Origin of the sequence: Streptomyces sp. NPDC001922 (assembly GCF_042891165.1) — a bacterium.
GTDB lineage: Bacteria > Actinomycetota > Actinomycetes > Streptomycetales > Streptomycetaceae > Streptomyces.
The window spans coordinates 183,106-204,279 of record NZ_JBIASV010000005.1 but is presented as its reverse complement, the minus strand read 5'-3'; the positions used below and the strand labels follow the sequence as shown (position 1 = coordinate 204,279).

The following is a 21,174-nucleotide window of genomic DNA, read 5'->3' as shown; positions in this document are numbered from 1 at the left end:
ACCGGCCAACCGAAAACGGCCGCGGTGTCCGGGGACACCACGGCCGTTCCGTGCTCTGTTCCGATCCGTGCAGGCCTCAGGCAGCGTTCTGCCGGAGCGCCTCCATGGCCCGCTGGGTCACCTCGGTCACCTTGCCGAGCGCCGAGATCGTCACCACCAGGCCCTGGGCCTTGTAGTAGTCGATGATCGGCTCGGTCTCGCGGTGGTAGACCTCGAGGCGCTTGCGGACCGTTTCCTCGGTGTCGTCGTCCCGCTGGTACAGCTCGCCGCCGCAGTGGTCGCAGACCCCTTCGGCCTTCGGCGCGCTGTAGGTCACGTGGAAGACGTGGCTGCTGTCGTTGCGGCAGATGCGGCGGCCCGCGATCCGCTTCACGACCTCGTCCTCCGGGACCTCGAGGTCGAGCACCGCGTCGAGGCGGATGCTCTTCTCGTCGAGGATCTCGTCCAGGACCTTGGCCTGGTTGAGGTTGCGGGGGAAGCCGTCCAGCAGGAAGCCGTCCGCGGCGTCCGGCTCCTCCAGGCGTGCCTTGGCCATCCCGATGGTGACCTCGTCCGGCACCAGCTGGCCGGCCTTCATGTACTCCTGCGCCTTCTTGCCGAGGGGCGTGCCCTGGCTGATGTTGGCGCGGAAGAGGTCTCCCGTGGAGATGTGCGGGATCGACAGATTCTTGGCGAGGTACGCGGCCTGCGTGCCCTTGCCCGCACCGGGCGGCCCGACGAGGACGATTCGCATCAGCGGAGGAACCCTTCGTAGTTACGCTGCTGAAGCTGGCTCTCGATCTGCTTCACGGTTTCCAGACCCACACCCACGATGATCAGGATGCTCGTCCCGCCGAACGGGAAGTTCTGGTTGGCACCGAAACCTGCCAACGCCGTCGTCGGCACAAGTGCGATCAAGCCCAGGTACAGCGACCCCGGCCAGGTGATCCGATTGAGCACGTAGCTCAGGTACTCAGCAGTAGGTCGACCAGCCCGGATGCCCGGGATGAAGCCACCATACTTCTTCATGTTGTCCGCGACTTCCTCGGGGTTGAACGAGATCGCCACGTAGAAGAACGCGAAGAAAACGATCAGGAGGAAGTACGTGACCATGTAATACGGGTGGTCGCCCTTGACCAGATGGGTGTTGATCCACGTCGCCCAGCCCGCCTTCGAGCCACTGAACTGCACCAGCAGGGCCGGAATGTAGAGCAGCGACGAGGCGAAGATGACAGGAATCACACCTGCCTGGTTCACCTTGAGCGGGATGTACGTGGACGTGCCGCCGTAGGACCTGCGGCCGATCATGCGCTTCGCGTACTGCACCGGGATCCGGCGCTGGGCCTGTTCCACGAAGACGACCAGGCCCACCATCGCCAGACCGACCAGGATCACCACACCGAACTCGACCCAGCCGTCGGCGATCTTGCCCTGCTGCTTGATCGACCAGAGGGCGGACGGGAAGCCGGCCGCGATCGAGATGAACATCAGGATCGACATGCCGTTGCCGATGCCGCGGTCGGTGACGAGCTCACCGAGCCACATGATCAGGCAGGTGCCGGCGGTCATGGTGATGACCATCGTGATGGTCATGAAGATCGAACGGTCCGGGATGATCTGCGCGGCCCGGTCGCACCGCGGGAAGAGCGAGCCGCCCTGCGCCGTGGCCACCAGGCCGGTCCCCTGGAGCACCGCCAGCGCCACCGTCAGGTACCGGGTGTACTGCGTGATCTTGGCCTGGCCGGACTGCCCCTCCTTCTTGAGGGCCTCCAGCCGTGGAATGACCACGGTCAGCAGCTGCAGGATGATGCTCGCCGTGATGTACGGCATGATCCCGAGCGCGAAGATCGTCAGCTGCAGCAGTGCGCCGCCGCTGAACATGTTGACCAGGCCGAAGAGGCCCTGGGTGCCCTCTGCCTGCTTCACACACGCATTGACGTCCGGGAAGCTGACTCCGGGCAGCGGGATGTGCGCCCCGAGCCGGAACAGCACGATGATGGCGAGTGTGAACAGCAGCTTTTTGCGCAGGTCGGGCGTCTTGAACGCTCGGGCGAACGCGGTGAGCACGGTGCCTCCTGCGACCCCCGCGTATCGGCGCGAGAGGTGACGGTCGTGAGAATCGACGAATACTGATCAGTCAAAAGCCGCACGGGCACAGTCCGCGCGGCCCGGGGCGAGCCCCGGTGTTTACAGCAATACTGCACGCCACCATACCGGCGCACGTGCCCCCCTTGGAACGACCAACCGGGGATGCCCCATTTGAGGGCATCCCCGGCCGGATGAGTCATCGGGCTCAGACGAGCTCGGTGACGGTGCCGCCAGCAGCGGTGATCTTCTCCTTGGCGGAGCCGGAGACGGCGTCGACCGTCACCTGCAGCGCCACGGTGATCTCGCCGGTGCCGAGCACCTTGACGAGCTGGTTCTTGCGAACCGCACCCTTGGCGACCAGGTCGGCCACCGTGACCTCGCCACCCTGCGGGTAGAGCGCGGCCAGCTTGTCCAGGTTCACGACCTGGAACTCGGTGCGGAACGGGTTCTTGAAGCCCTTGAGCTTCGGGAGCCGCATGTGGAGGGGCATCTGCCCACCCTCGAAGCGCTCCGGAACCTGGTAGCGGGCCTTGGTGCCCTTGGTGCCACGACCAGCGGTCTTACCCTTGGACGCCTCACCACGACCCACACGGGTCTTGGCGGTCTTGGCGCCCGGGGCGGGCCGGAGGTTGTGGACCTTCAGCGGGTTCTGCTCCGCCATGTCAGTCGACCTCCTCGACCGTCACGAGGTGCCGCACGGTGTTCGCCATGCCGCGGATCTCGGGGCGGTCCTCCTTGACAACCACGTCGTTCAGGCGCTTGAGCCCGAGCGAACGCAGCGTGTCGCGGTGGTTCTGCTTGCTGCCGATGTATGACTTCGTCTGCGTGATCTTGAGGCGGGCCATGCTTACGCACCCGCCCCGGCACGCGCACGCAGCAGGGCTGCGGGAGCGACGTCCTCGAGGGGCAGGCCACGACGGGCGGCGATCTCCTCGGGGCGCTGCAGCCCACGGAGAGCCTCCACCGTGGCGTGCACGATGTTGATCGGGTTCGACGAGCCGAGCGACTTGCTCAGCACGTCGTGGATGCCCGCGCACTCCAGCACGGCGCGCACCGGGCCACCGGCGATCACACCGGTACCGGGGGAAGCCGGCTTGAGCAGGACGACGCCCGCAGCCTTCTCGCCCTGGATGGGGTGCGGGATGGTGCCCTGGATCCGGGGGACCTTGAAGAAGTGCTTCTTGGCCTCCTCCACACCCTTGGCGATGGCGGCCGGCACCTCCTTGGCCTTGCCGTATCCGACACCCACGGTGCCGTCACCGTCGCCCACCACGACCAGCGCGGTGAAGCTGAAGCGACGACCACCCTTCACAACCTTGGCGACGCGGTTGATCGCGACGACACGCTCGACGTAAGCGGTCTTCTCGGCGGCGGCGCCGCCGTCCCGCCGGTCCTTCCGGTCCCGCCGCTCGCCGCCACCGGCACCGCTCCCGCGGCGCTGGGGTCCAGCCATTGGAATTACCTCTCTCGTTTACGTCCGCTAGCTACGCAGCGACACTCGATCGCTGGCGCGACGGTCGGCTCAGAACTTGAGTCCGGCCTCGCGGGCGGCGTCAGCCAGAGCGGCAATCCGCCCTGCGTACTTGTTACCACCGCGGTCGAACACGACGGCCTCGATGCCGGCGGCCTTGGCACGCTCGGCGACCAGGGCGCCGACCTGCTGGGCCTGCGCGCTCTTGTCGGCCTCGCCACCGCGGATGGACGTGTCCAGGGTCGACGCGGACGCGAGCGTGTGGCCCGCGATGTCGTCGATGACCTGGGCGACCATGTGGCGGTTGGACCGCGTCACGACCAGGCGCGGGCGCTCCGGGGTACCGGAGATCCGCTTACGGACGCGGATGTGGCGACGCTTGAGGGCAGCACCCTTGTAGGCCTTGCCCTTGGCGATCTTCACACCGTATGCCATGGCTTACTTACCAGCCTTTCCGACCTTGCGGCGGATGACCTCGCCCGCGTACTTGACGCCCTTGGCCTTGTACGGGTCGGGCTTCCGCAGCTTGCGGATGTTGGCGGCGACCTCGCCGACCTTCTGCTTGTCGATGCCCTCGACGCTGAGCTTGGTCGGGGACTCGACCTTGAAGGTGATGCCTTCCGGCGCCTCGACGAGGATCGGGTGGCTGTAGCCCAGGGAGAACTCCAGGTTGGAGCCCTTGGCCTGGACGCGGTAGCCGACACCGCTGATCTCGAGCGCCTTGCTGTACCCCGTGGTCACACCGGTGATCATGTTCGCCACCAGCGTGCGGGACAGGCCGTGGAGGGCCTTGTTCTGACGCTCGTCGTTCGGGCGGGTGACGCTGATCGCGCCGTCCTCACCCTTGGCGACCTCGATGGGCGCGGCAACGGTGTGCGAGAGAGAACCCTTGGGGCCCTTCACTGCGACCGTACGGCCATCGATGGTGACGTCCACGCCGGCGGGAACCTGGATGGGCAGCTTGCCAATACGCGACATGAGCTTTTCCTCCGTTCCCGACTACCAGACGTAGGCGAGGACTTCCCCACCCACGCCCTTCTTGCTGGCCTGCTTGTCGGTGAGGAGCCCGTGCGACGTGGAGATGATCGCCACGCCCAGGCCGCCGAGCACCTTCGGCAGATTGGTGGACTTTGCGTAGACCCGCAGGCCCGGCTTCGAAATCCGCTTGATGCCGGCGATCGAGCGCTCGCGGTTGGGGCCGAACTTCAGCTCGAGGACGAGGTTCTTGCCGACCTCGGCGTCCTCGACCTTCCAGCCGATGATGAAGCCCTCCTGCTGGAGGATCTCCGCGATGTGCGACTTGATCTTGCTGTGCGGCATCACGACGGAGTCGTGGTAAGCCGAGTTAGCGTTTCGCAGACGGGTCAACATGTCTGCGATCGGATCGGTCATGGTCATGATGGCCTTCGGCCTCTCTCGCCGGGGTTTCCTATGTGCGCCATCCCTCTCCCCGAACGATGTCGGGACGGGTGCGGCGCGGGGACCTACGGCGTAGTAAGACGGTCATGGGCGGCGGGCGCCCAACCCCTCTACTCTACGGGAGCGCAGAGGGGCCATGTGTACGGGAGCCCGCCAACCATTTGCTTACCGAGAGCCCGGTATCACCCCAGAGGGGTGATTACCAGGAGCTCTTGGTCACGCCCGGCAGCTCGCCACGGTGAGCCATCTCACGAAGGCACACGCGGCAGAGGCCGAACTTGCGGTAGACGGAGTGCGGCCGGCCGCAGCGCTGGCAGCGGGTGTACGCGCGCACACCGAACTTCGGCTTGCGGGCGGCCTTAGCGATCAGAGCCTTCTTCGCCACGGTCAGTTCTCCTTGAACGGGAAGCCGAGGTGACGCAGCAGGGCACGGCCCTCGTCGTCGTTGGTCGCCGTGGTGACCACGGTGATGTCCATACCCCGGACCCGGTCGATCTTGTCCTGGTCGATCTCGTGGAACATGACCTGCTCCGTGAGACCGAAGGTGTAGTTGCCCCGGCCGTCGAACTGCTTCGGCGACAGACCGCGGAAGTCGCGGATGCGCGGCAGCGCGAGCGACAGCAGGCGGTCCAGGAACTCCCACATGCGGTCACCGCGGAGGGTGACGTGGGCACCGATCGGCTGGCCCTCACGCAGCTTGAACTGCGCGATGGACTTACGGGCCTTGGTGACGGACGGCTTCTGGCCGGTGATCGTGGTGAGGTCGCGGATGGCGCCCTCGATCAGCTTGGAGTCGCGGGCGGCGTCGCCCACACCCATGTTGACCACGATCTTGGTCAGACCAGGGATCTGCATGACGTTCTCGTAGGAGAACTCGTCCTTCAGCTTGCCCTGGATGTCGTCGCGGTAGCGCTGCTTGAGGCGCGGTGCGTTGGTGGTGGCAGTCATCAGATGTCCTCACCGGTCCGCTTGGCAACGCGGATCTTGTTGCCTTCGTCGTCGAAGCGGTATCCGACGCGGGTGACAACCTTGTTGCCGTCCTTCTCCACCACGAGCTGAACGTTGCTCACGTGGATCGGGGCCTCGGTCGTCACGATGCCGCCGGTCTTGGAACCGCGAGCGGTCTGACCGGCCTTGGTGTGCTTCTTGACCCGGTTGACACCCTCGACCAGGACGCGGTCCTCAGCCGGGAAGGCCTGGATGACCTTGCCCTGCTTGCCCTTGTCCTTACCGGTGATGACCTGGACCAGGTCGCCCTTCTTGATCTTCATCGGTTACAGCACCTCCGGCGCGAGCGAGATGATCTTCATGAACTTCTTCTCGCGCAGCTCACGGCCCACGGGGCCGAAGATACGGGTGCCGCGGGGGTCGCCATCGTTCTTGAGGATGACGGCCGCGTTCTCGTCGAAGCGGATGTACGAGCCGTCCGGACGGCGGCGCTCCTTGACGGTGCGAACGATGACCGCCTTGACGACGTCACCCTTCTTCACGTTGCCACCGGGGATCGCGTCCTTCACGGTGGCGACGATGACGTCACCGATGCCCGCGTAGCGGCGACCGGAACCACCGAGAACACGGATGCAAAGGATCTCCTTCGCACCAGTGTTGTCGGCGACGCGCAGTCGCGACTCCTGCTGGATCACGTCTATCTCCTGATCGTCTGCCGGTTCCCGGCAGGGACTGGATCTCTCCAGTCCCTGCCGAGCCTGGCGGAACTGTCCAGAAGGCGAATGCCTTCAGGATGGATCTTGGTAATTCCCTTGCGGGAATTGCCTACTTGGCCTTCTCGAGGATCTCGACGACGCGCCAGCGCTTCGTCGCGGACAGCGGCCGGGTCTCCATGAGGAGGACACGGTCGCCGACACCCGCGGCGTTCTGCTCGTCGTGCGCCTTGAGCTTGTTGGTACGGCGGATGACCTTGCCGTACAGCGCGTGCTTGACGCGGTCCTCGACGGCGACGACGACGGTCTTGTCCATCTTGTCGCTGACGACGAGACCCTCACGGGTCTTGCGGAAGCCGCGGTCGTTCGTCTCAGTCACATTCTTCTCGCTCATCAGGCGCTCTCCACCGTCTCGATGCCCAGCTCGCGCTCACGCATCAGGGTGTAGATCCGGGCGATGTCCTTGCGGACGGCCTTCAGCCGGCCGTGGTTCTCGAGCTGTCCGGTCGCCGCCTGGAAGCGGAGGTTGAACAGCTCCTCCTTGGCCTCGCGCAGCTTGGCAACGAGTTCCTCGTTGTTCAGCTCGCGCAGCTCGGTCGCCTTGGTACCGGCCGCCATCACGACTCACCTGCCTCGCGCCGGACGATCCGGCACTTCATCGGAAGCTTGTGGGCGGCGCGGGTCAGCGCCTCCTTAGCAACCTTCTCGTTCGGGTAGGACAGCTCGAACATCACCCGACCGGGCTTGACGTTCGCGATCCACCACTCCGGCGAACCCTTACCGGAACCCATGCGGGTCTCGGCGGGCTTCTTCGTGAGCGGCCGGTCCGGGTAGATGTTGATCCAGACCTTGCCGCCACGCTTGATGTGGCGGGTCATGGCGATACGGGCCGACTCGATCTGACGGTTCGTCACGTAGGCCGGGGTCACCGCCTGGATGCCGTACTCGCCGAACGCAAGCTCGGTGCCACCCTTGGCCATGCCGTTGCGCTTCGGGTGGTGCTGCTTGCGGTGCTTGACCCTACGGGGGATCAGCATGACGGTCAGGCCTCCGTTCCGGTGGACTCGGCCGGAGCGGCAGCGGCGGGAGCCTCGGCCTTGGGGGCCTCGGCAGCCGGAGCCGACTGCTGCTGCGGCTTACGGCCGCGACCGCCACGCTCGCCACCGCGGCCACCACGGGCCGGGCGGTCGTTGCCACCACGGGCCGGGCGGTTGCCGGCGCGGGCAGCGGCGTTCTCGGCGCGGACCTCGGCGATGTTCTTGACGTCGCCCTTGTAGATCCAGACCTTCACACCGATGCGGCCGAAGGTCGTCTTGGCCTCGAAGAAGCCGTAGTCGACGTTCGCGCGGAGCGTGTGCAGGGGCACGCGGCCCTCGCGGTAGAACTCCGAGCGGGACATCTCGGCGCCGCCGAGGCGGCCACCGCACTGGATCTTGATGCCCTTGGCGCCGGCCTTCATCGTCGACTGCATGCTCTTGCGCATGGCGCGACGGAAGGAGACGCGGGAGGACAGCTGCTCGGCCACGGCCTGGGCAACCAGCTGAGCGTCGGTCTCGGGGTTCTTGACCTCGAGGATGTTCAGCTGGACCTGCTTGCCGGTGAGCTTCTCCAGCTCGCCGCGGATGCGGTCGGCCTCCGCGCCGCGACGGCCGATGACGATGCCCGGCCGGGCGGTGTGGATGTCGACGCGGACGCGGTCGCGGGTGCGCTCGATCTCAACCTTCGAGATGCCGGCCCGCTCCATGCCCTTCGTCATCATCCGGCGGATGGCGACGTCTTCCTTGACGTAGTCCTTGTACAGCTTGTCGGCGTACCAACGGGACTTGAAGTCCGTGGTGATGCCGAGCCGGAACCCGTGCGGGTTAACCTTCTGGCCCATTACCGGGTTCCTTCCTTGCTGCTGACGACCACAGTGATGTGGCTGGTCCGCTTGCGGATCCGGTAGGCGCGGCCCTGGGCGCGCGGACGGAACCGCTTCAGGGTCGGGCCCTCGTCGACGTACGCCTCGGAAATGAAGAGGCTGTCGGCGTCGGTGTGGTCGTAGTTGTGCGCGGCGTTGGCAATGGCGCTGTCCAGCACCTTGCCCACCGGCACGCTCGCGGCCTGCGGGGCGAAACGCAGGACCGCCTGGGCCTCCGTGGCGTCCATGCCACGGATGAGGTCCACCACTCGGCGGGCCTTCATGGGCGTGACGCGGATGTACCGCGCCTGGGCCCTGGCTTCCATGGTTGTCCCTTCGGTGTCAGTCATAGTCTTCGCACCCCGCCTTGTCAGCGACGCTTCGACTTGCGGTCGTCCTTGACGTGGCCGCGGAAGGTGCGGGTCGGCGCAAACTCGCCGAGCTTGTGGCCGACCATGGACTCGGTGACGAACACCGGAACATGGGTCTTGCCGTTGTGCACCGCGATCGTGTGGCCCAGCATCGCCGGGACGATCATCGAGCGACGGGACCAGGTCTTGATGACGTTCTTGGAACCGGCTTCGTTCTGGACATCCACCTTCTTGATCAGGTGGTCGTCGACGAAGGGCCCCTTCTTGAGACTGCGCGGCATCTGAACCCGCTCCTAGCGCTTCTTGTTCGTCTTGCGGCGGCGGACGATGTACTTGTTGCTGGCCTTCTTCGGCGAGCGAGTACGACCCTCCTTCTGACCCCAGGGCGAGACCGGGTGGCGACCACCGGAGGTCTTGCCCTCACCACCACCGTGCGGGTGGTCGACGGGGTTCATGGCGACACCGCGGACGGTCGGGCGAACGCCCTTCCAGCGCATACGGCCGGCCTTGCCCCAGTTGATGTTCGACTGCTCGGCGTTGCCGACCTCGCCAACGGTGGCGCGGCAGCGGATGTCGACCAGACGGACCTCGCCGGAGGGCATCCGCAGGTGGGCGTAGGTGCCCTCCTTCGCCAGCAGCTGGACGGAAGAGCCCGCGGAACGGGCGATCTTCGCGCCGCCGCCGGGGCGGAGCTCGATGGCGTGGATGACCGTACCCACCGGGATGTTGCGCAGCGGGAGGTTGTTGCCCGGCTTGATGTCGGCGCCCGCGCCGTTCTCAATCCGGTCGCCCTGGCCCAGCTTGGCCGGGGCGAGGATGTAGCGCTTCTCGCCGTCTGCGTAGTGCAGGAGCGCGATGCGCGCAGTGCGGTTCGGGTCGTACTCGATGTGCGCGACCTTGGCCGGCACGCCGTCCTTGTCGTGACGACGGAAGTCGATCACTCGGTAGGCGCGCTTGTGGCCACCGCCCTGGTGGCGAACGGTCACACGACCGGCGTTGTTACGGCCGCCCTTGCTGTGCAGCGGGCGGACCAGCGACTTCTCCGGCGTGGACCGCGTGATCTCGACGAAGTCGGCGACGCTGGAGCCACGACGGCCCGGGGTCGTCGGCTTGTACTTGCGGATTCCCATTTCTCAGTCCTCGGAAGATTCCGGACTTCTGGACGCTCCGGCCTCCGTTAGGAGACCGGGCCGCCGAAGATGTCGATGCGGTCGCCCTCGGCAAGGGTCACGATGGCGCGCTTGGTGTCCTTGCGCTTGCCGAAACCGGTGCGGGTGCGCTTGCGCTTGCCCTGCCGGTTGATCGTGTTCACCCCGGTGACCTTGACCGAGAAGACCGCCTCGACGGCCTGCTTGATCTGGGTCTTGTTGGCACGCGGGTCGACGATGAACGTGTACTTGTTCTCGTCCAGCAGCGCGTAGCTCTTCTCGGACACCACCGGCTTGACCAGAACGTCACGGGGGTCCGTGAAGGTCTTGCTGGTGACGACCGCTGCAGTTGCCTCGCTCATCAGGCGTCGCTCCCTTCGAGCTCAGCCTCGGAGGCGACGGCCTTACCGGCCTTGGCCGGACCGGCCACAAAGGCCTCGAAGGCGGCCTGCGTGAAGACCACGTCATCGGAGACGAGCACGTCGTACGTGTTCAGCTGGCCCGGCTCCAGGATGTGCACCTGGGGCAGGTTGCGGGCGGACAGCCACGCGGCCTCGTCGGACCGGTCGGCGACCAGGAGCAGGTTCTTGCGCTCGCTGATCTTGCCGAACAGGGTCTTGGCGGCCTTCGTGGAGACCTCGCCCTCGACCACGCCGGCGACGACGTGGATGCGGTTGTGGCGCGCCCGGTCGGAGAGGGCACCGCGCAGGGCGGCGGCCTTCATCTTCTTCGGGGTCCGCTGCGAGTAGTCACGCGGCACGGGACCGTGCACGACGCCACCACCGGCGAACTGCGGGGCGCGGGTCGAGCCCTGACGGGCGCGGCCGGTGCCCTTCTGGCGGTACGGCTTCTTGCCACCGCCGCGGACCTCGCCACGGGTCTTGGTCTTGTGCGTGCCCTGACGGGCCGCGGCCAGCTGTGCGACGACGACCTGGTGGATCAGCGGAACGCTGACCTGCACGTCGAAGATCTCCGTGGGGAGCTCGACGGTCCCGGCCTTGTCGCCTGCCGGCGAAAGGATGTCAATGGTGCTCATCGGTTACCTCAGGCCCCCTTGGCCGCGGTACGGACCAGGACGAGGCCGCCGTTCGGACCAGGAACCGCTCCCTTGATCAGGAGCAGGCCCTTCTCCGCGTCAACGGCGTGGACGGTCAGGTTCTGGGTGGTGACCCGCTCGTTGCCCATGCGGCCGGCCATGCGCAGGCCCTTGAACACGCGGCCCGGGGTGGCGCAGCCACCGATGGAGCCCGGCGAGCGGTGCTTGCGCTGGGTGCCGTGGCCGGCGCCGAGGCCGCCGAAGCCGTGGCGCTTCATGACACCGGCGGTGCCCTTGCCCTTGCTGGTGCCGGTCACGTCGACCTTCACACCGGACTCGAACACCTCGGCGGTGACCTCCTGGCCGAGCGTGTACTCGCTGGCGTCAGCGGTACGCAGCTCCACCAGGTGGCGGCGCGGGGTGACATCCGCCTTGGCGAAGTGGCCCTTGAGGGGCTTGTTCACCTTGCGGGGGTCGATCTCGCCGAAGGCGATCTGGACGGCGTCGTAGCCGTCCGCGTCGTTGGTGCGGACCTGGGTCACGACGCAGGGACCGGCCTTGACGACGGTGACCGGGACGACACGGTTCTTCTCGTCCCACACCTGCGTCATGCCGAGCTTCTCGCCCAGGACGCCCTTGATCTGCTTAGCCATCTCGCGCGTCACCTCAGAGCTTGATCTCGATGTCGACGCCCGCCGGCAGGTCGAGACGCATGAGCGAGTCGACCGTCTTCGGCGTGGGGTCGAGGATGTCGATGAGGCGCTTGTGCGTGCGCATCTCGAAGTGCTCGCGCGAGTCCTTGTACTTGTGCGGCGACTTGATGACGCAGTACACGTTCTTCTCTGTGGGCAGCGGCACCGGGCCCGCGACCGACGCACCAGTGCGGGTCACCGTCTCGACGATCTTCTTCGCCGAGGAGTCGATGACCTCGTGGTCGTAGGCCTTGAGCCGGATGCGGATCTTCTGTCCCGCCATGGCTACTTCGTAGTCCTGTCTCTCGTAACGCTCTGGGACCCGGTGTGCTGTGCCTCGGGGGAGGCACCGCTCTTCTCCGACCCACGCGGTCGGGCGTGTCGCGATCCTTCTCAAGAAAATTCCGTACGGAATTCCCTGCGAAAGGGTGCGCGGCGCCGAACCGCGGCCGGGGGAGAACACCCACCGGGTGCCTGGCTGGGGCCCCGCTGACACTTCCCGGAAGATTCCCGTACTTCCACCTCTGATGAGAGATGACGAGTACTGCGGGACTCGCTTCCAGTCCTCCCGGCGGGAGGCGTGCAGCATCGGCACTCAACCGAGCAACCTGGACAGTGTGCCACACCTGGGACGCCCAAGGCCAATCGAGGCCCAACTGTCAAGGAGCCCCGCCCACCTGACGGCGGGCGGGGCTCCTCGGGTGCTCTGTCGAGCTACCGGGTCGAACCGATGATCACTTGGTGATCTTGGTGACCTGGCCGGCGCCGACGGTCCGGCCACCCTCACGGATGGCGAACTTGAGGCCCTCCTCCATGGCGACCGGCTGGATCAGCTGGACGGACATGGTGGTGTTGTCGCCCGGCATGACCATCTCGGTGCCCTCGGGGAGGGTCACGACGCCGGTCACGTCCGTGGTACGGAAGTAGAACTGCGGGCGGTAGTTGTTGAAGAACGGGGTGTGACGGCCACCCTCGTCCTTCGACAGGATGTAGGCCTGGGCCTCGAACTCGGTGTGCGGCGTGACCGAACCCGGCTTGATGATGACCTGGCCGCGCTCGACGTCCTCACGCTTGATGCCACGGAGGAGCAGACCGACGTTCTCACCGGCCTGGCCCTCGTCGAGCAGCTTGCGGAACATCTCGATGCCGGTGACCGTGGTGGTGGTCTTCTCGGTCTTGATGCCGATGATGTCGACGGTCTCGTTGACCTTCAGGACACCACGCTCGATACGGCCGGTGACGACCGTACCGCGACCGGTGATGGTGAAGACGTCCTCGATCGGCATGAGGAACGGCTTGTCGACGTCACGCTCCGGGGTCGGAATGTTGTCGTCGACGGCCTTCATCAGGTTGAGGACGGACTCGCCCCACTCCTTGTCGCCCTCGAGCGCCTTGAGCGCCGAGACCTTGACGACCGGAACCTCGTCACCCGGGAACTCGTACTCCGAGAGGAGCTCACGGACCTCGAGCTCGACGAGCTCCAGGATCTCCTCGTCGTCCACCATGTCGGCCTTGTTCAGGGCGACGACGATGTACGGAACGCCGACCTGGCGGGCCAGGAGCACGTGCTCCTTGGTCTGCGGCATCGGGCCGTCGGTGGCGGCGACCACGAGGATGGCGCCGTCCATCTGCGCCGCACCGGTGATCATGTTCTTGATGTAGTCCGCGTGACCCGGGCAGTCAACGTGGGCGTAGTGACGCGAGTCGGTCTGGTACTCGACGTGCGCGATGGAGATCGTGATACCGCGCTGGCGCTCTTCCGGCGCCTTGTCGATCATGTCGAAGGCCGAGGCCTCGTTCAGGTCCGGGAACGCGTCGTGCAGCACCTTGGTGATCGCCGCGGTAAGAGTGGTCTTACCGTGGTCGATGTGACCGATGGTGCCGATGTTGACGTGCGGCTTAGTCCGCTCGAACTTCGCCTTCGCCACTGGGGTCCTCCTGTGGACTGGTGCTGTACTCCACCCGCTCTTTTTGCGGATGGGTTCAGGTGGTCTTACCGAACCGACCAGGACCCCTAGGGGACGCCCTTGGCCGTATTCGCTTGGGGGCCGGCGCCCGGGTCCCGCCGCAGACCGCTGTGCGGCCTGCGACGGAATGTCCGGGTGCCTTTGCTCCAGCCTAAACGCTGAGCAGCAGGTGCTACTCGCCCTTGGCCTTCGCGATGATCTCCTCGGCGACGTTCCGCGGAACCTCGGCGTAGGAGTCGAACTGCATGGAGTAGCTCGCGCGACCGGAGGTCTTGCTGCGCAGGTCTCCCACGTAGCCGAACATCTCGGACAGCGGCACCAGGCCGGTCACCAGCTTGGCGCCGGACCGCTCCTCCATGGACTGGATCTGTCCACGGCGGGAGTTGATGTCGCCGATCACGTCGCCCATGTAGTCCTCGGGCGTCGTGACCTCGACCTTCATCATCGGCTCGAGCAGGGCCGGGCTGGCCTTGCGGGCGGCCTCCTTGAAGGCCATCGAACCGGCGATCTTGAACGCCAGCTCCGAGGAGTCGACGTCGTGGAAGGCACCGTCGAGCAGCGTCACCTTCACGCCGGTCAGCGGGTAGCCGGCGAGTACACCGAACTCCATGGCCTCCTGGCAGCCCGCGTCCACGGACGGGATGTACTCCCGCGGGATACGGCCACCGGTGACCTTGTTCTCGAACTCGTAGCCTTCGCCCTCGAGCGGCGCGATCGCGATCTGCACCTTCGCGAACTGGCCGGAACCACCAGTCTGCTTCTTGTGCGTGTAGTCGACCTTGTCGACCGCCTTGCGCAGCGTCTCGCGGTACGCGACCTGCGGCTTACCGACGTTGGCCTCGACCCGGAACTCGCGCTTCATACGGTCGACCAGCACGTCGAGGTGCAGCTCGCCCATACCCGCGATGATGGTCTGGCCGGTCTCCTCGTCGGTGTTGACCTGGAAGGACGGGTCCTCCTCGGCCAGCCGCTGGATCGCGACGCCCAGCTTCTCCTGGTCGCCCTTCGACTTGGGCTCGATGGCGACCTGGATGACCGGGGCCGGGAAGTCCATCGACTCCAGGATCACCGGGTTCGACGAGTCGCAGAGGGTCTCACCGGTGGTGGTCTGCTTCAGACCCATGACGGCGATGATGTCGCCGGCACCCACCGAGTCGATCTCCTCACGCTTGTTCGCGTGCATCCGGTAGATCTTGCCGATGCGCTCCTTCTTGCCCTTGACGGAGTTCTGCACCTGCGTGCCGGACTCCAGGCGGCCCGAGTACACCCGGACGAAGGTGAGCTTGCCCAGGTGGGGGTCGCTCGAGATCTTGAAGGCCAGCGCCGACAGCGGCTCGTCCTCGGACGGCTTGCGGGTGATGACCTCGTCGGGGTTGTTGACCGCGTGGCCCTCGATGGCCTCGACGTCGAGCGGCGAGGGGAGGTAGCGGACAACGGCGTCGAGCAGGGGCTGAACGCCCTTGTTCTTGAACGCGGTGCCACAGAACACGGGGGTGACGGTGGTGCCGCCGCCCTTGCCGGAGCTGATGGTGATGCGACGGATCGCCTCGTACAGCTGCTCCTCGGTGGGCTCCTGGCCCTCGAGGTACAGCTCCATCATCTCTTCGTCGTTCTCGGCGACGGCCTCGAGCAGCTTGCCGCGCCACTCGTCGGCCGCCTCGGCGTGGGTCTCCGGGATGTCGATCGTGTCGTACATCTCGCCCTTGGTCGCCTCGGCGGACCAGACGTAGGCCTTCATCGTCACGAGGTCGATGACGCCCTTGAAGTCCGCCTCCGCGCCGATCGGCAGCTGCATGACCAGCGGAACCGCGCCCAGGCGGTCCACGATCATGTCCACGCAGCGGTGGAACTCGGCACCGGTACGGTCCAGCTTGTTGACGAAGCAGATGCGCGGAACGCCGTAGCGGTCCGCCTGACGCCACACGGTCTCGGACTGCGGCTCGACACCGGCAACACCGTCGAACACCGTCACCGCACCGTCGAGCACGCGCAGACAGCGCTCCACCTCAACGGTGAAGTCGACGTGCCCGGGGGTGTCGATGATGTTGATCGTGTGGTCGACGTTCGCCAGCGGCCAGTGGCAGGTGGTGGCAGCGGACGTGATCGTGATGCCACGCTCCTGCTCCTGCTCCATCCAGTCCATCGTGGCAGCGCCGTCGTGGACCTCACCGATCTTGTAGCTCACACCGGTGTAGAACAGGATCCGCTCGGTGGTGGTCGTCTTGCCCGCGTCGATGTGGGCCATGATCCCGATGTTGCGGACCTTGGCCAGGTCAAGCGAAGTGGTGGCCATATGGCTCAGTCTTCTCTCGGTTTCGATGGGGGTAGCGACTACCAGCGGTAGTGCGCGAAGGCCTTGTTGGACTCGGCCATCTTGTGGGTGTCCTCGCGACGCTTGACGGAGGCGCCGAGACCGTTGCTGGCGTCCAGCAGCTCGTTCATCAGGCGCTCGGTCATGGTCTTCTCGCGACGGGCGCGCGAGTAGCCCACGAGCCAGCGGAGGGCGAGGGTGGAGGCGCGGCCGGGCTTGACCTCGACCGGCACCTGGTAGGTGGCGCCACCGACACGGCGGGACTTGACCTCGAGCGTCGGCTTGATGTTCTCGAGCGCGCGCTTGAGCGTGATGACCGGGTCGTTGCCGGTCTTCTCGCGCAGGCCCTCCATGGCGCCGTACACGATGCGCTCAGCGGTGGAACGCTTGCCGTTCAGCAGCACCTTGTTGATGAGCGAGGTGACAAGAGGAGAGCCGTAGACCGGGTCGATGATGACCGGGCGCTTCGGGGCGGGGCCCTTACGAGGCATTCTTACTTCTCCTTCTTGGCGCCGTAGCGGCTGCGGGCCTGCTTGCGGTTCTTGACACCCTGGGTGTCGAGCGAACCGCGGATGATCTTGTAGCGAACACCCGGCAGGTCCTTCACACGACCGCCACGCACGAGCACGATGGAGTGCTCCTGCAGGTTGTGTCCCTCACCCGGGATGTAAGCGGTGACCTCGATCCCGCTGGTCAGACGCACACGCGCGACCTTACGCAGGGCCGAGTTCGGCTTCTTCGGGGTGGTGGTGAACACGCGCGTGCAGACGCCGCGGCGCTGAGGGGATCCCTCGAGTGCGGGCGTCTTGTTCTTCTCGACCTTGTCCTGCCGGCCCTTCCGGACCAGCTGCTGGATCGTAGGCACCGTTTCTCCGGTTTCTGTGTGCCGACTCGTGAAGCTAACCTGGGGCCTCCCCCGACCCACGCGGTCGGGTGTGTCGCCGACCTCATACGTTTCCCGTGAACGGGAAGTGCGTATGTGGACGGTGCATCGGCCTCGGCATCCTGCGCGGCGGAGACCCCGGCCGAAGACCGGGTGCGTGCACGCACAAGAACCCGGGCACACCCCAGGCACAAGGTCTGAGCGTACCTATCGCATCGACTCCGGTCAAAACAAATGCCCACGCCGGGCGGCCCTAGGGGCTGCCCGGCGTGGGCTTCGCGACGGGGCGGTGGGCTTCGCGACCGCCGCGGGTCAGCCCCGGCTCGCGGGGCGCCCCGCGAACAGCGCCGCCCCGGCGAGCGCCAGGTACGTCCCGCCGGTGACGTACTTCTGGCTCCGCCGGAACCGCTCGTGCCGGGCCAGCCAGCGGGCGACCCCCGAGGAGGCCAGCGCGTAGCACAGGTCGAGCCCCAGGGCGACGAGGAAGAAGACCAGCCCCAGGACGAGGGACTGGGTCAGCACCGAGCCGCGCTCCGGCGCAACGTACTGCGGCAGCAGCGCCAGGAAGAAGAGGGCGACCTTGGGGTTGAGGATGTTGACCAGGGCGCCGCGCCGCAGCAGCCGCAGCGCGGTGCCGCCGGCCGCGGCGTCACCGGGCAGGCCCTCGTCCACGGGGGCGCGCAGCGCCCGCACCGCCAGGTAGAGCAGATAGGCCACCCCGGCGTACTTCAGCAGGTCGAAGGCGAGCGCCGAGGCGGCGATCAGGGCGGAGAGCCCCGCCACCGTGCCCAGGACGTGCACCAGCGTGCCGAGCTCCACGCCCAGCGCCGCGGCGAAGGCGGCGCGCCGGCCCTGGACGACGCCCTGGCTCAGGATGAACAGCATGTTGGGCCCCGGTACGGCGATCAGGGCCAGGGCGGTGACGAAGAACAGCGCCAGCGTGGACGCCTCGGGCAGGGTCGGTTCCACCGGGTTCCCCCTTCGGTGCGGGTGATGATCACCGGGGCGGCCGGCGCTGCGGGCGGCACCGGGGCCGCCCCGCGGGACGGCGGGGCGTACCGGTGCCGGGGCGGCGTGGTCCACCGGTGCCGCGGTGGCGGCTCATACCGGTGCCACCGCCGCGGTGGCGGCTCATACCGGTGCCACCGCCGCGGCGCGGAACGCCCGGACCAGCTCGGCCAGCTCCGCCAGCCCGGCGTCGACCCGCTCCAGCAGGGCCCCGGGGGCCTCGGCCCGGCCCAGCTCCGGCCGTTCGGCGACGATCTGGGTGGGTGCGGCCCAGCCGCCGAGCGAGCGCACCACCGAGCGGAGGTGGTCGCAGGCGGTGGCGCCGTTGTGCAGGCTGACCGCGGTGGCGGCGAGCAGCACCGGCTTGCCGGCCAGCGCGCCGGGCGGCAGGTGGTCCAGGGTGTTCTTCAGCGCCCCCGAGAGGGAGCCGTGCTGGACGGGGGTGGTGAGGACGACGGCGTCGGCCTCCGTCACCTCGCTCAGCAGCAGGCCGACCCGCGGGTCCTCGTACAGCTCGCCGGAGGCGTAGCGCTCGGGGGCCAGGACGGCGAGGGTGAGCAGGGAGCGGTCCAGCTCCCGGGCGTCGAAGCCGGCCTGCCCGGCCCTCTCCCGCACCAGGGCGGTCAGGCGGTGGCAGCCGGAGGTCACGGCGGCGGTGCCGGAGACCAGGCACAGTCTCATCGGGCGCTCCGTGCGGTCCAGGCCTCGCGGAGGCGGCCGAGGTGGGTCAGCGAGTCGAGCACCGCGTCGTCGTCGACGCCGAAGTCGATCAGGCAGGCGACCTCGTCCACGCCCGCCGCCTCGATCCGCTCCAGCAGCGGTATCAGGTCCTCGACGGTGCCGAAGAGACCGCCGGTGTCGAAGTACTTGCTGAAGGAGTGCTCGACGAGGAAGTCCAGGTCCTCCGGGTCGAGGTCGTCCGGTTCGACGCCGGGCAGAATGTCGCCGGCAGCCTTCATGATCAGCCCGAGGGAGCTGCGGATGTAGGCGCTGAACGGTTCGCGCACCCGCTCCCGGACGGCCTCGCGGTCGGTGCCGACGAAGGTGTGGAGCATCAGGGCGACCTTGCCGGCCGCCGGGTTCTCCGGGGTGGCGGCGGGGAGCGCCGCCCGGTACTCGGCGATCTTCTTCTCCAGCTCGCCGAGCTCCTGGCCGAGCAGATGGGTCAGGACGCCGTAGCCCTGGGCTCCGGCGTGCCGGAACGTGTCGGCGCTGCCCGCGCTGGTGAGCCAGACCGGCAGGTGGGGCCGGACCGGGGCGGGGAAGGAGCGGACGGTCGTCTCCTTGTCCTCCCCGTCGGTCAGCCGGACGCTCTCGCCGCGCCAGAGGCCGCGGACGGTCTCGATGGTCTCGGTGAGGACCTGCTTGCGGCCGGCGTAGTTCTCCGGGCGGAGCGCGAAGTCCTCGGCGTGCCAGCCGGAGGCGAAGGCGAGGCCGGCCCGGCCGCGGGAGAGGTTGTCGACGACCGCCCACTCCTCGGCGATGCGCACCGGGTGGTGCAGCGGTCCGACGACGCTGCCGGCGCGGACGTCGACGCGTTCGGTGACGGCGGCGACGGCGGCGCCGGTCACCGCGGGGTTGGGGTACGGGCCGCCGAACTCGTGGAAGTGGCGTTCCGGCGTCCAGACGGCGCTGAATCCGTGCCGGTCGGCGAAGCGTGCGCCGTCGAGCAGCAGTCGGTAGCCGTCGTCACCGGAGCGCTGTCCGGCGGCGAAGTAGAAGAGGCTGAACTCCACGGGAAGCCCTCTCTGGATGGCGGGTGTCGCGTGCGGGTGGTGGGTACGCCGGTCAGCTCCTGCCGCTCCGGGCCGGCGCGGCACCGGCCGCGGACTCGGCCGGACCGGGTGCGTCCGGCGTCGCCCCGCGGACGGCGAGCGTGACCGCGGCCCCGAGGAGCATGAGGGCGACGGGCAGCAGATAGGTGAGGCGGATGGCGGTGGTGGTGTCCTGCCGGGCGAGCTGGACCTGGAGGAGCGCGCCGACGGCGGCGGAGCCGAGCAGACTGCCGCACAGCCGGGTGGTGTTGAACAGTCCGGAGGCGGCGCCGGCCATGGCGGGGTCGATGTCCCGGAAGGCGACGACCGCCGCCGGGGCGAAGGCCACCCCCATACCGACGCCGACGCAGAGCAGCCCGGGAAGCAGGGCGGCCTGTCCGGAGTCGGCGCGGATCAGGGCGGCCAGCAGGGCGATGCCGCCGGCGAAGAAGAGCAGCCCGGTGACCATGACGTACTTGCCGCCGAAGCGGTCGGTGAGCCGGCCCGAGTAGGGGGCGATGAAGACCGAGACCAGGGGGGCGACGGCGACCAGCAGTCCGGCGCGGAAGGCGGAGAGGTGCTGGACCTCCTGGAGGTACATCGGGGTGAGCAGCATCATGCCGCCCAGGCCGCACGGCAGGACGCCGACCACGGTGGCCATCACGGTGAAGTTCCGGTTGCGCAGCACGGCGAACGGGACGAGCGGTTCGCGGTCCTGGCGCCGTCGCTCGACGAACGCGAACAGGGCGAGCACCAGCAGTCCGGCGGCGATCAGCACGGGCACGGTGACCGGGCCCCAGACCGTGCCCCAGTTCTTGGACTCGCCCTCCAGCAGCGCGTAGACCAGGAGGAACATCGCGACGGTGAGCAGCGCGGCGCCGGCCATGTCGAGCCGGGGCCGCTTGTCGCCCGTCACCCGGGGCACGCAGAGCAGCATGAGCACGGCGCCGACGGCCCCGATGGGGAGGTTGATCCAGAAGATCCACCGCCAGCCGAGCGAGGCCACCAGGAAGCCGCCGAAGGTGGGGCCGGCCGCGGCGACGATGCCGGCGAACGAGCCCCAGACGCCGAGCGCTGCGCCGCGGCGCTCCACGGGGAACATCTGATTGATGATCACCATGGCCTGCGGGGTGAGCAGGGCTCCGCCGATGCCCTGGAGGACCCGGGCGGCGATGGCCTGGCCGGGGGTGTCCGCGAGGCCGCAGGCGGCGGAGGCCAGGGTGAAGACCAGCAGCCCGGTGAGGAAGACCCGGCGGGCCCCGTAGAGGTCGCCGAGGCGTCCGCCGGTGACGAGCAGCACGGCGAAGGAGAGCAGGTAGGCGTTGATCACCCACAGCACCTGGGTGAGGTTCGCGTCCAGGCCACTGGTGATCTCCGGGACGGCGACGTTCACGGCGGTGGTGTCGAGCAGGACGACGGACTGCGCCCAGCAGATCGCGAACAGCGCCCACCACGGCGACCGCATCCGGGTGCGGAGGGTACTCAT

At 67.6% G+C, this 21,174-nt stretch carries 31 protein-coding genes; all 31 read right to left on the bottom strand.

What is annotated here, in order from left to right; translation table 11 throughout:
• Positions 1 to 76: 76 nt before the first annotated feature.
• Positions 77 to 733 (bottom strand): adenylate kinase, encoded by a 657-nt coding sequence (locus tag ACFYYR_RS10890; protein WP_388849777.1) that lies wholly within the window; start codon positions 731 to 733, stop codon positions 77 to 79.
• On the bottom strand, positions 733 to 2,046 hold the full coding sequence (gene secY, locus ACFYYR_RS10885) for a preprotein translocase subunit SecY (protein ID WP_388849774.1): 1,314 nt from the start codon (positions 2,044 to 2,046) through the stop codon (positions 733 to 735). The genes ACFYYR_RS10890 and secY overlap by 1 nt, the downstream gene beginning before the upstream one ends.
• Before the next feature lie 226 nt (positions 2,047 to 2,272).
• On the bottom strand, positions 2,273 to 2,728 hold the full coding sequence (gene rplO / locus ACFYYR_RS10880; protein WP_351511181.1) for a 50S ribosomal protein L15: 456 nt from the start codon (positions 2,726 to 2,728) through the stop codon (positions 2,273 to 2,275).
• A 1-nt stretch (position 2,729) separates the two neighbouring features.
• Positions 2,730 to 2,912: a 50S ribosomal protein L30 gene (gene rpmD, locus ACFYYR_RS10875; protein ID WP_351511179.1), complete on the bottom strand. Its 183-nt coding sequence runs from the start codon at positions 2,910 to 2,912 to the stop codon at positions 2,730 to 2,732.
• 2 nt (positions 2,913 to 2,914) lie between these two features.
• Entirely contained in the window at positions 2,915 to 3,520 is a 606-nt protein-coding gene (rpsE, locus tag ACFYYR_RS10870; RefSeq protein WP_351511177.1) for a 30S ribosomal protein S5, read from the bottom strand.
• A gap of 69 nt (positions 3,521 to 3,589) precedes the next feature.
• Positions 3,590 to 3,973, bottom strand: coding sequence for a 50S ribosomal protein L18 (rplR, locus tag ACFYYR_RS10865; protein ID WP_388849769.1), 384 nt, complete (start codon positions 3,971 to 3,973; stop codon positions 3,590 to 3,592).
• A 3-nt stretch (positions 3,974 to 3,976) separates the two neighbouring features.
• On the bottom strand, positions 3,977 to 4,516 hold the full coding sequence (gene rplF, locus ACFYYR_RS10860) for a 50S ribosomal protein L6 (RefSeq protein ID WP_388849766.1): 540 nt from the start codon (positions 4,514 to 4,516) through the stop codon (positions 3,977 to 3,979).
• Between the two features lie 21 nt (positions 4,517 to 4,537).
• Positions 4,538 to 4,936, bottom strand: coding sequence for a 30S ribosomal protein S8 (gene rpsH, locus ACFYYR_RS10855; RefSeq protein ID WP_388849763.1), 399 nt, complete (start codon positions 4,934 to 4,936; stop codon positions 4,538 to 4,540).
• Between the two features lie 220 nt (positions 4,937 to 5,156).
• Entirely contained in the window at positions 5,157 to 5,342 is a 186-nt protein-coding gene (locus tag ACFYYR_RS10850) for a type Z 30S ribosomal protein S14 (protein ID WP_003956452.1), read from the bottom strand.
• A 2-nt stretch (positions 5,343 to 5,344) separates the two neighbouring features.
• Entirely contained in the window at positions 5,345 to 5,905 is a 561-nt protein-coding gene (gene rplE, locus ACFYYR_RS10845) for a 50S ribosomal protein L5 (RefSeq protein WP_351511170.1), read from the bottom strand.
• Positions 5,905 to 6,228, bottom strand: a complete 324-nt coding sequence (gene rplX / locus ACFYYR_RS10840; protein WP_388849760.1) for a 50S ribosomal protein L24 — start codon at positions 6,226 to 6,228, stop codon at positions 5,905 to 5,907. Before rplX ends, rplE begins: the two co-directional genes overlap by 1 nt.
• Positions 6,229 to 6,231: 3 nt before the next feature.
• The gene (gene rplN / locus ACFYYR_RS10835) at positions 6,232 to 6,600 is read right to left on the bottom strand and encodes a 50S ribosomal protein L14 (protein ID WP_003998823.1); all 369 of its coding nucleotides are present in this window, start codon (positions 6,598 to 6,600) and stop codon (positions 6,232 to 6,234) included.
• A gap of 130 nt (positions 6,601 to 6,730) precedes the next feature.
• A complete protein-coding gene (gene rpsQ, locus ACFYYR_RS10830) occupies positions 6,731 to 7,012 on the bottom strand; it encodes a 30S ribosomal protein S17 (RefSeq protein ID WP_351511166.1) in 282 nt (93 codons plus the stop codon).
• A complete protein-coding gene (rpmC, locus tag ACFYYR_RS10825; RefSeq protein ID WP_043264893.1) occupies positions 7,012 to 7,236 on the bottom strand; it encodes a 50S ribosomal protein L29 in 225 nt (74 codons plus the stop codon). Before rpmC ends, rpsQ begins: the two co-directional genes overlap by 1 nt.
• On the bottom strand, positions 7,236 to 7,655 hold the full coding sequence (gene rplP / locus ACFYYR_RS10820) for a 50S ribosomal protein L16 (protein ID WP_351511164.1): 420 nt from the start codon (positions 7,653 to 7,655) through the stop codon (positions 7,236 to 7,238). The genes rpmC and rplP overlap by 1 nt, the downstream gene beginning before the upstream one ends.
• 5 nt (positions 7,656 to 7,660) lie before the next feature.
• On the bottom strand, positions 7,661 to 8,497 hold the full coding sequence (gene rpsC / locus ACFYYR_RS10815; RefSeq protein WP_351511162.1) for a 30S ribosomal protein S3: 837 nt from the start codon (positions 8,495 to 8,497) through the stop codon (positions 7,661 to 7,663).
• A complete protein-coding gene (gene rplV / locus ACFYYR_RS10810) occupies positions 8,497 to 8,844 on the bottom strand; it encodes a 50S ribosomal protein L22 (RefSeq protein ID WP_003974262.1) in 348 nt (115 codons plus the stop codon). Before rplV ends, rpsC begins: the two co-directional genes overlap by 1 nt.
• Positions 8,845 to 8,888: 44 nt before the next feature.
• Positions 8,889 to 9,170: a 30S ribosomal protein S19 gene (gene rpsS, locus ACFYYR_RS10805; RefSeq protein WP_351511160.1), complete on the bottom strand. Its 282-nt coding sequence runs from the start codon at positions 9,168 to 9,170 to the stop codon at positions 8,889 to 8,891.
• A 12-nt stretch (positions 9,171 to 9,182) separates the two neighbouring features.
• The gene (rplB, locus tag ACFYYR_RS10800) at positions 9,183 to 10,019 is read right to left on the bottom strand and encodes a 50S ribosomal protein L2 (protein WP_351511158.1); all 837 of its coding nucleotides are present in this window, start codon (positions 10,017 to 10,019) and stop codon (positions 9,183 to 9,185) included.
• 47 nt (positions 10,020 to 10,066) lie between these two features.
• Positions 10,067 to 10,399, bottom strand: a complete 333-nt coding sequence (gene rplW / locus ACFYYR_RS10795) for a 50S ribosomal protein L23 (protein ID WP_388849753.1) — start codon at positions 10,397 to 10,399, stop codon at positions 10,067 to 10,069.
• Positions 10,399 to 11,073, bottom strand: a complete 675-nt coding sequence (gene rplD / locus ACFYYR_RS10790) for a 50S ribosomal protein L4 (RefSeq protein ID WP_388849750.1) — start codon at positions 11,071 to 11,073, stop codon at positions 10,399 to 10,401. Before rplD ends, rplW begins: the two co-directional genes overlap by 1 nt.
• Before the next feature lie 8 nt (positions 11,074 to 11,081).
• Complete coding sequence (rplC, locus tag ACFYYR_RS10785; protein WP_388849747.1) at positions 11,082 to 11,726, bottom strand: 50S ribosomal protein L3; 645 nt, start codon at positions 11,724 to 11,726, stop codon at positions 11,082 to 11,084.
• Positions 11,727 to 11,739: 13 nt separating this feature from the next.
• Entirely contained in the window at positions 11,740 to 12,048 is a 309-nt protein-coding gene (gene rpsJ, locus ACFYYR_RS10780) for a 30S ribosomal protein S10 (RefSeq protein WP_003948644.1), read from the bottom strand.
• A gap of 451 nt (positions 12,049 to 12,499) precedes the next feature.
• A complete protein-coding gene (gene tuf / locus ACFYYR_RS10775; protein ID WP_351511150.1) occupies positions 12,500 to 13,693 on the bottom strand; it encodes an elongation factor Tu in 1,194 nt (397 codons plus the stop codon).
• A gap of 211 nt (positions 13,694 to 13,904) precedes the next feature.
• Positions 13,905 to 16,025 carry an elongation factor G gene (fusA, locus tag ACFYYR_RS10770; RefSeq protein WP_351511148.1) on the bottom strand — a complete coding sequence of 707 codons (2,121 nt, stop codon included), beginning with the start codon at positions 16,023 to 16,025 and terminating at the stop codon, positions 13,905 to 13,907.
• Positions 16,026 to 16,063: 38 nt separating this feature from the next.
• Positions 16,064 to 16,534, bottom strand: coding sequence for a 30S ribosomal protein S7 (gene rpsG / locus ACFYYR_RS10765; RefSeq protein WP_019707816.1), 471 nt, complete (start codon positions 16,532 to 16,534; stop codon positions 16,064 to 16,066).
• A 2-nt stretch (positions 16,535 to 16,536) separates the two neighbouring features.
• Entirely contained in the window at positions 16,537 to 16,908 is a 372-nt protein-coding gene (gene rpsL, locus ACFYYR_RS10760) for a 30S ribosomal protein S12 (RefSeq protein ID WP_003948652.1), read from the bottom strand.
• A 330-nt stretch (positions 16,909 to 17,238) separates the two neighbouring features.
• A complete protein-coding gene (locus ACFYYR_RS10755) occupies positions 17,239 to 17,895 on the bottom strand; it encodes a LysE family translocator (RefSeq protein ID WP_388849742.1) in 657 nt (218 codons plus the stop codon).
• 162 nt (positions 17,896 to 18,057) lie between these two features.
• Positions 18,058 to 18,615 (bottom strand): NADPH-dependent FMN reductase, encoded by a 558-nt coding sequence (locus tag ACFYYR_RS10750; RefSeq protein WP_388849739.1) that lies wholly within the window; start codon positions 18,613 to 18,615, stop codon positions 18,058 to 18,060.
• Complete coding sequence (locus tag ACFYYR_RS10745; RefSeq protein WP_388849736.1) at positions 18,612 to 19,670, bottom strand: MupA/Atu3671 family FMN-dependent luciferase-like monooxygenase; 1,059 nt, start codon at positions 19,668 to 19,670, stop codon at positions 18,612 to 18,614. Before ACFYYR_RS10745 ends, ACFYYR_RS10750 begins: the two co-directional genes overlap by 4 nt.
• 52 nt (positions 19,671 to 19,722) lie before the next feature.
• Entirely contained in the window at positions 19,723 to 21,174 is a 1,452-nt protein-coding gene (locus ACFYYR_RS10740) for an MFS transporter (RefSeq protein ID WP_388849733.1), read from the bottom strand.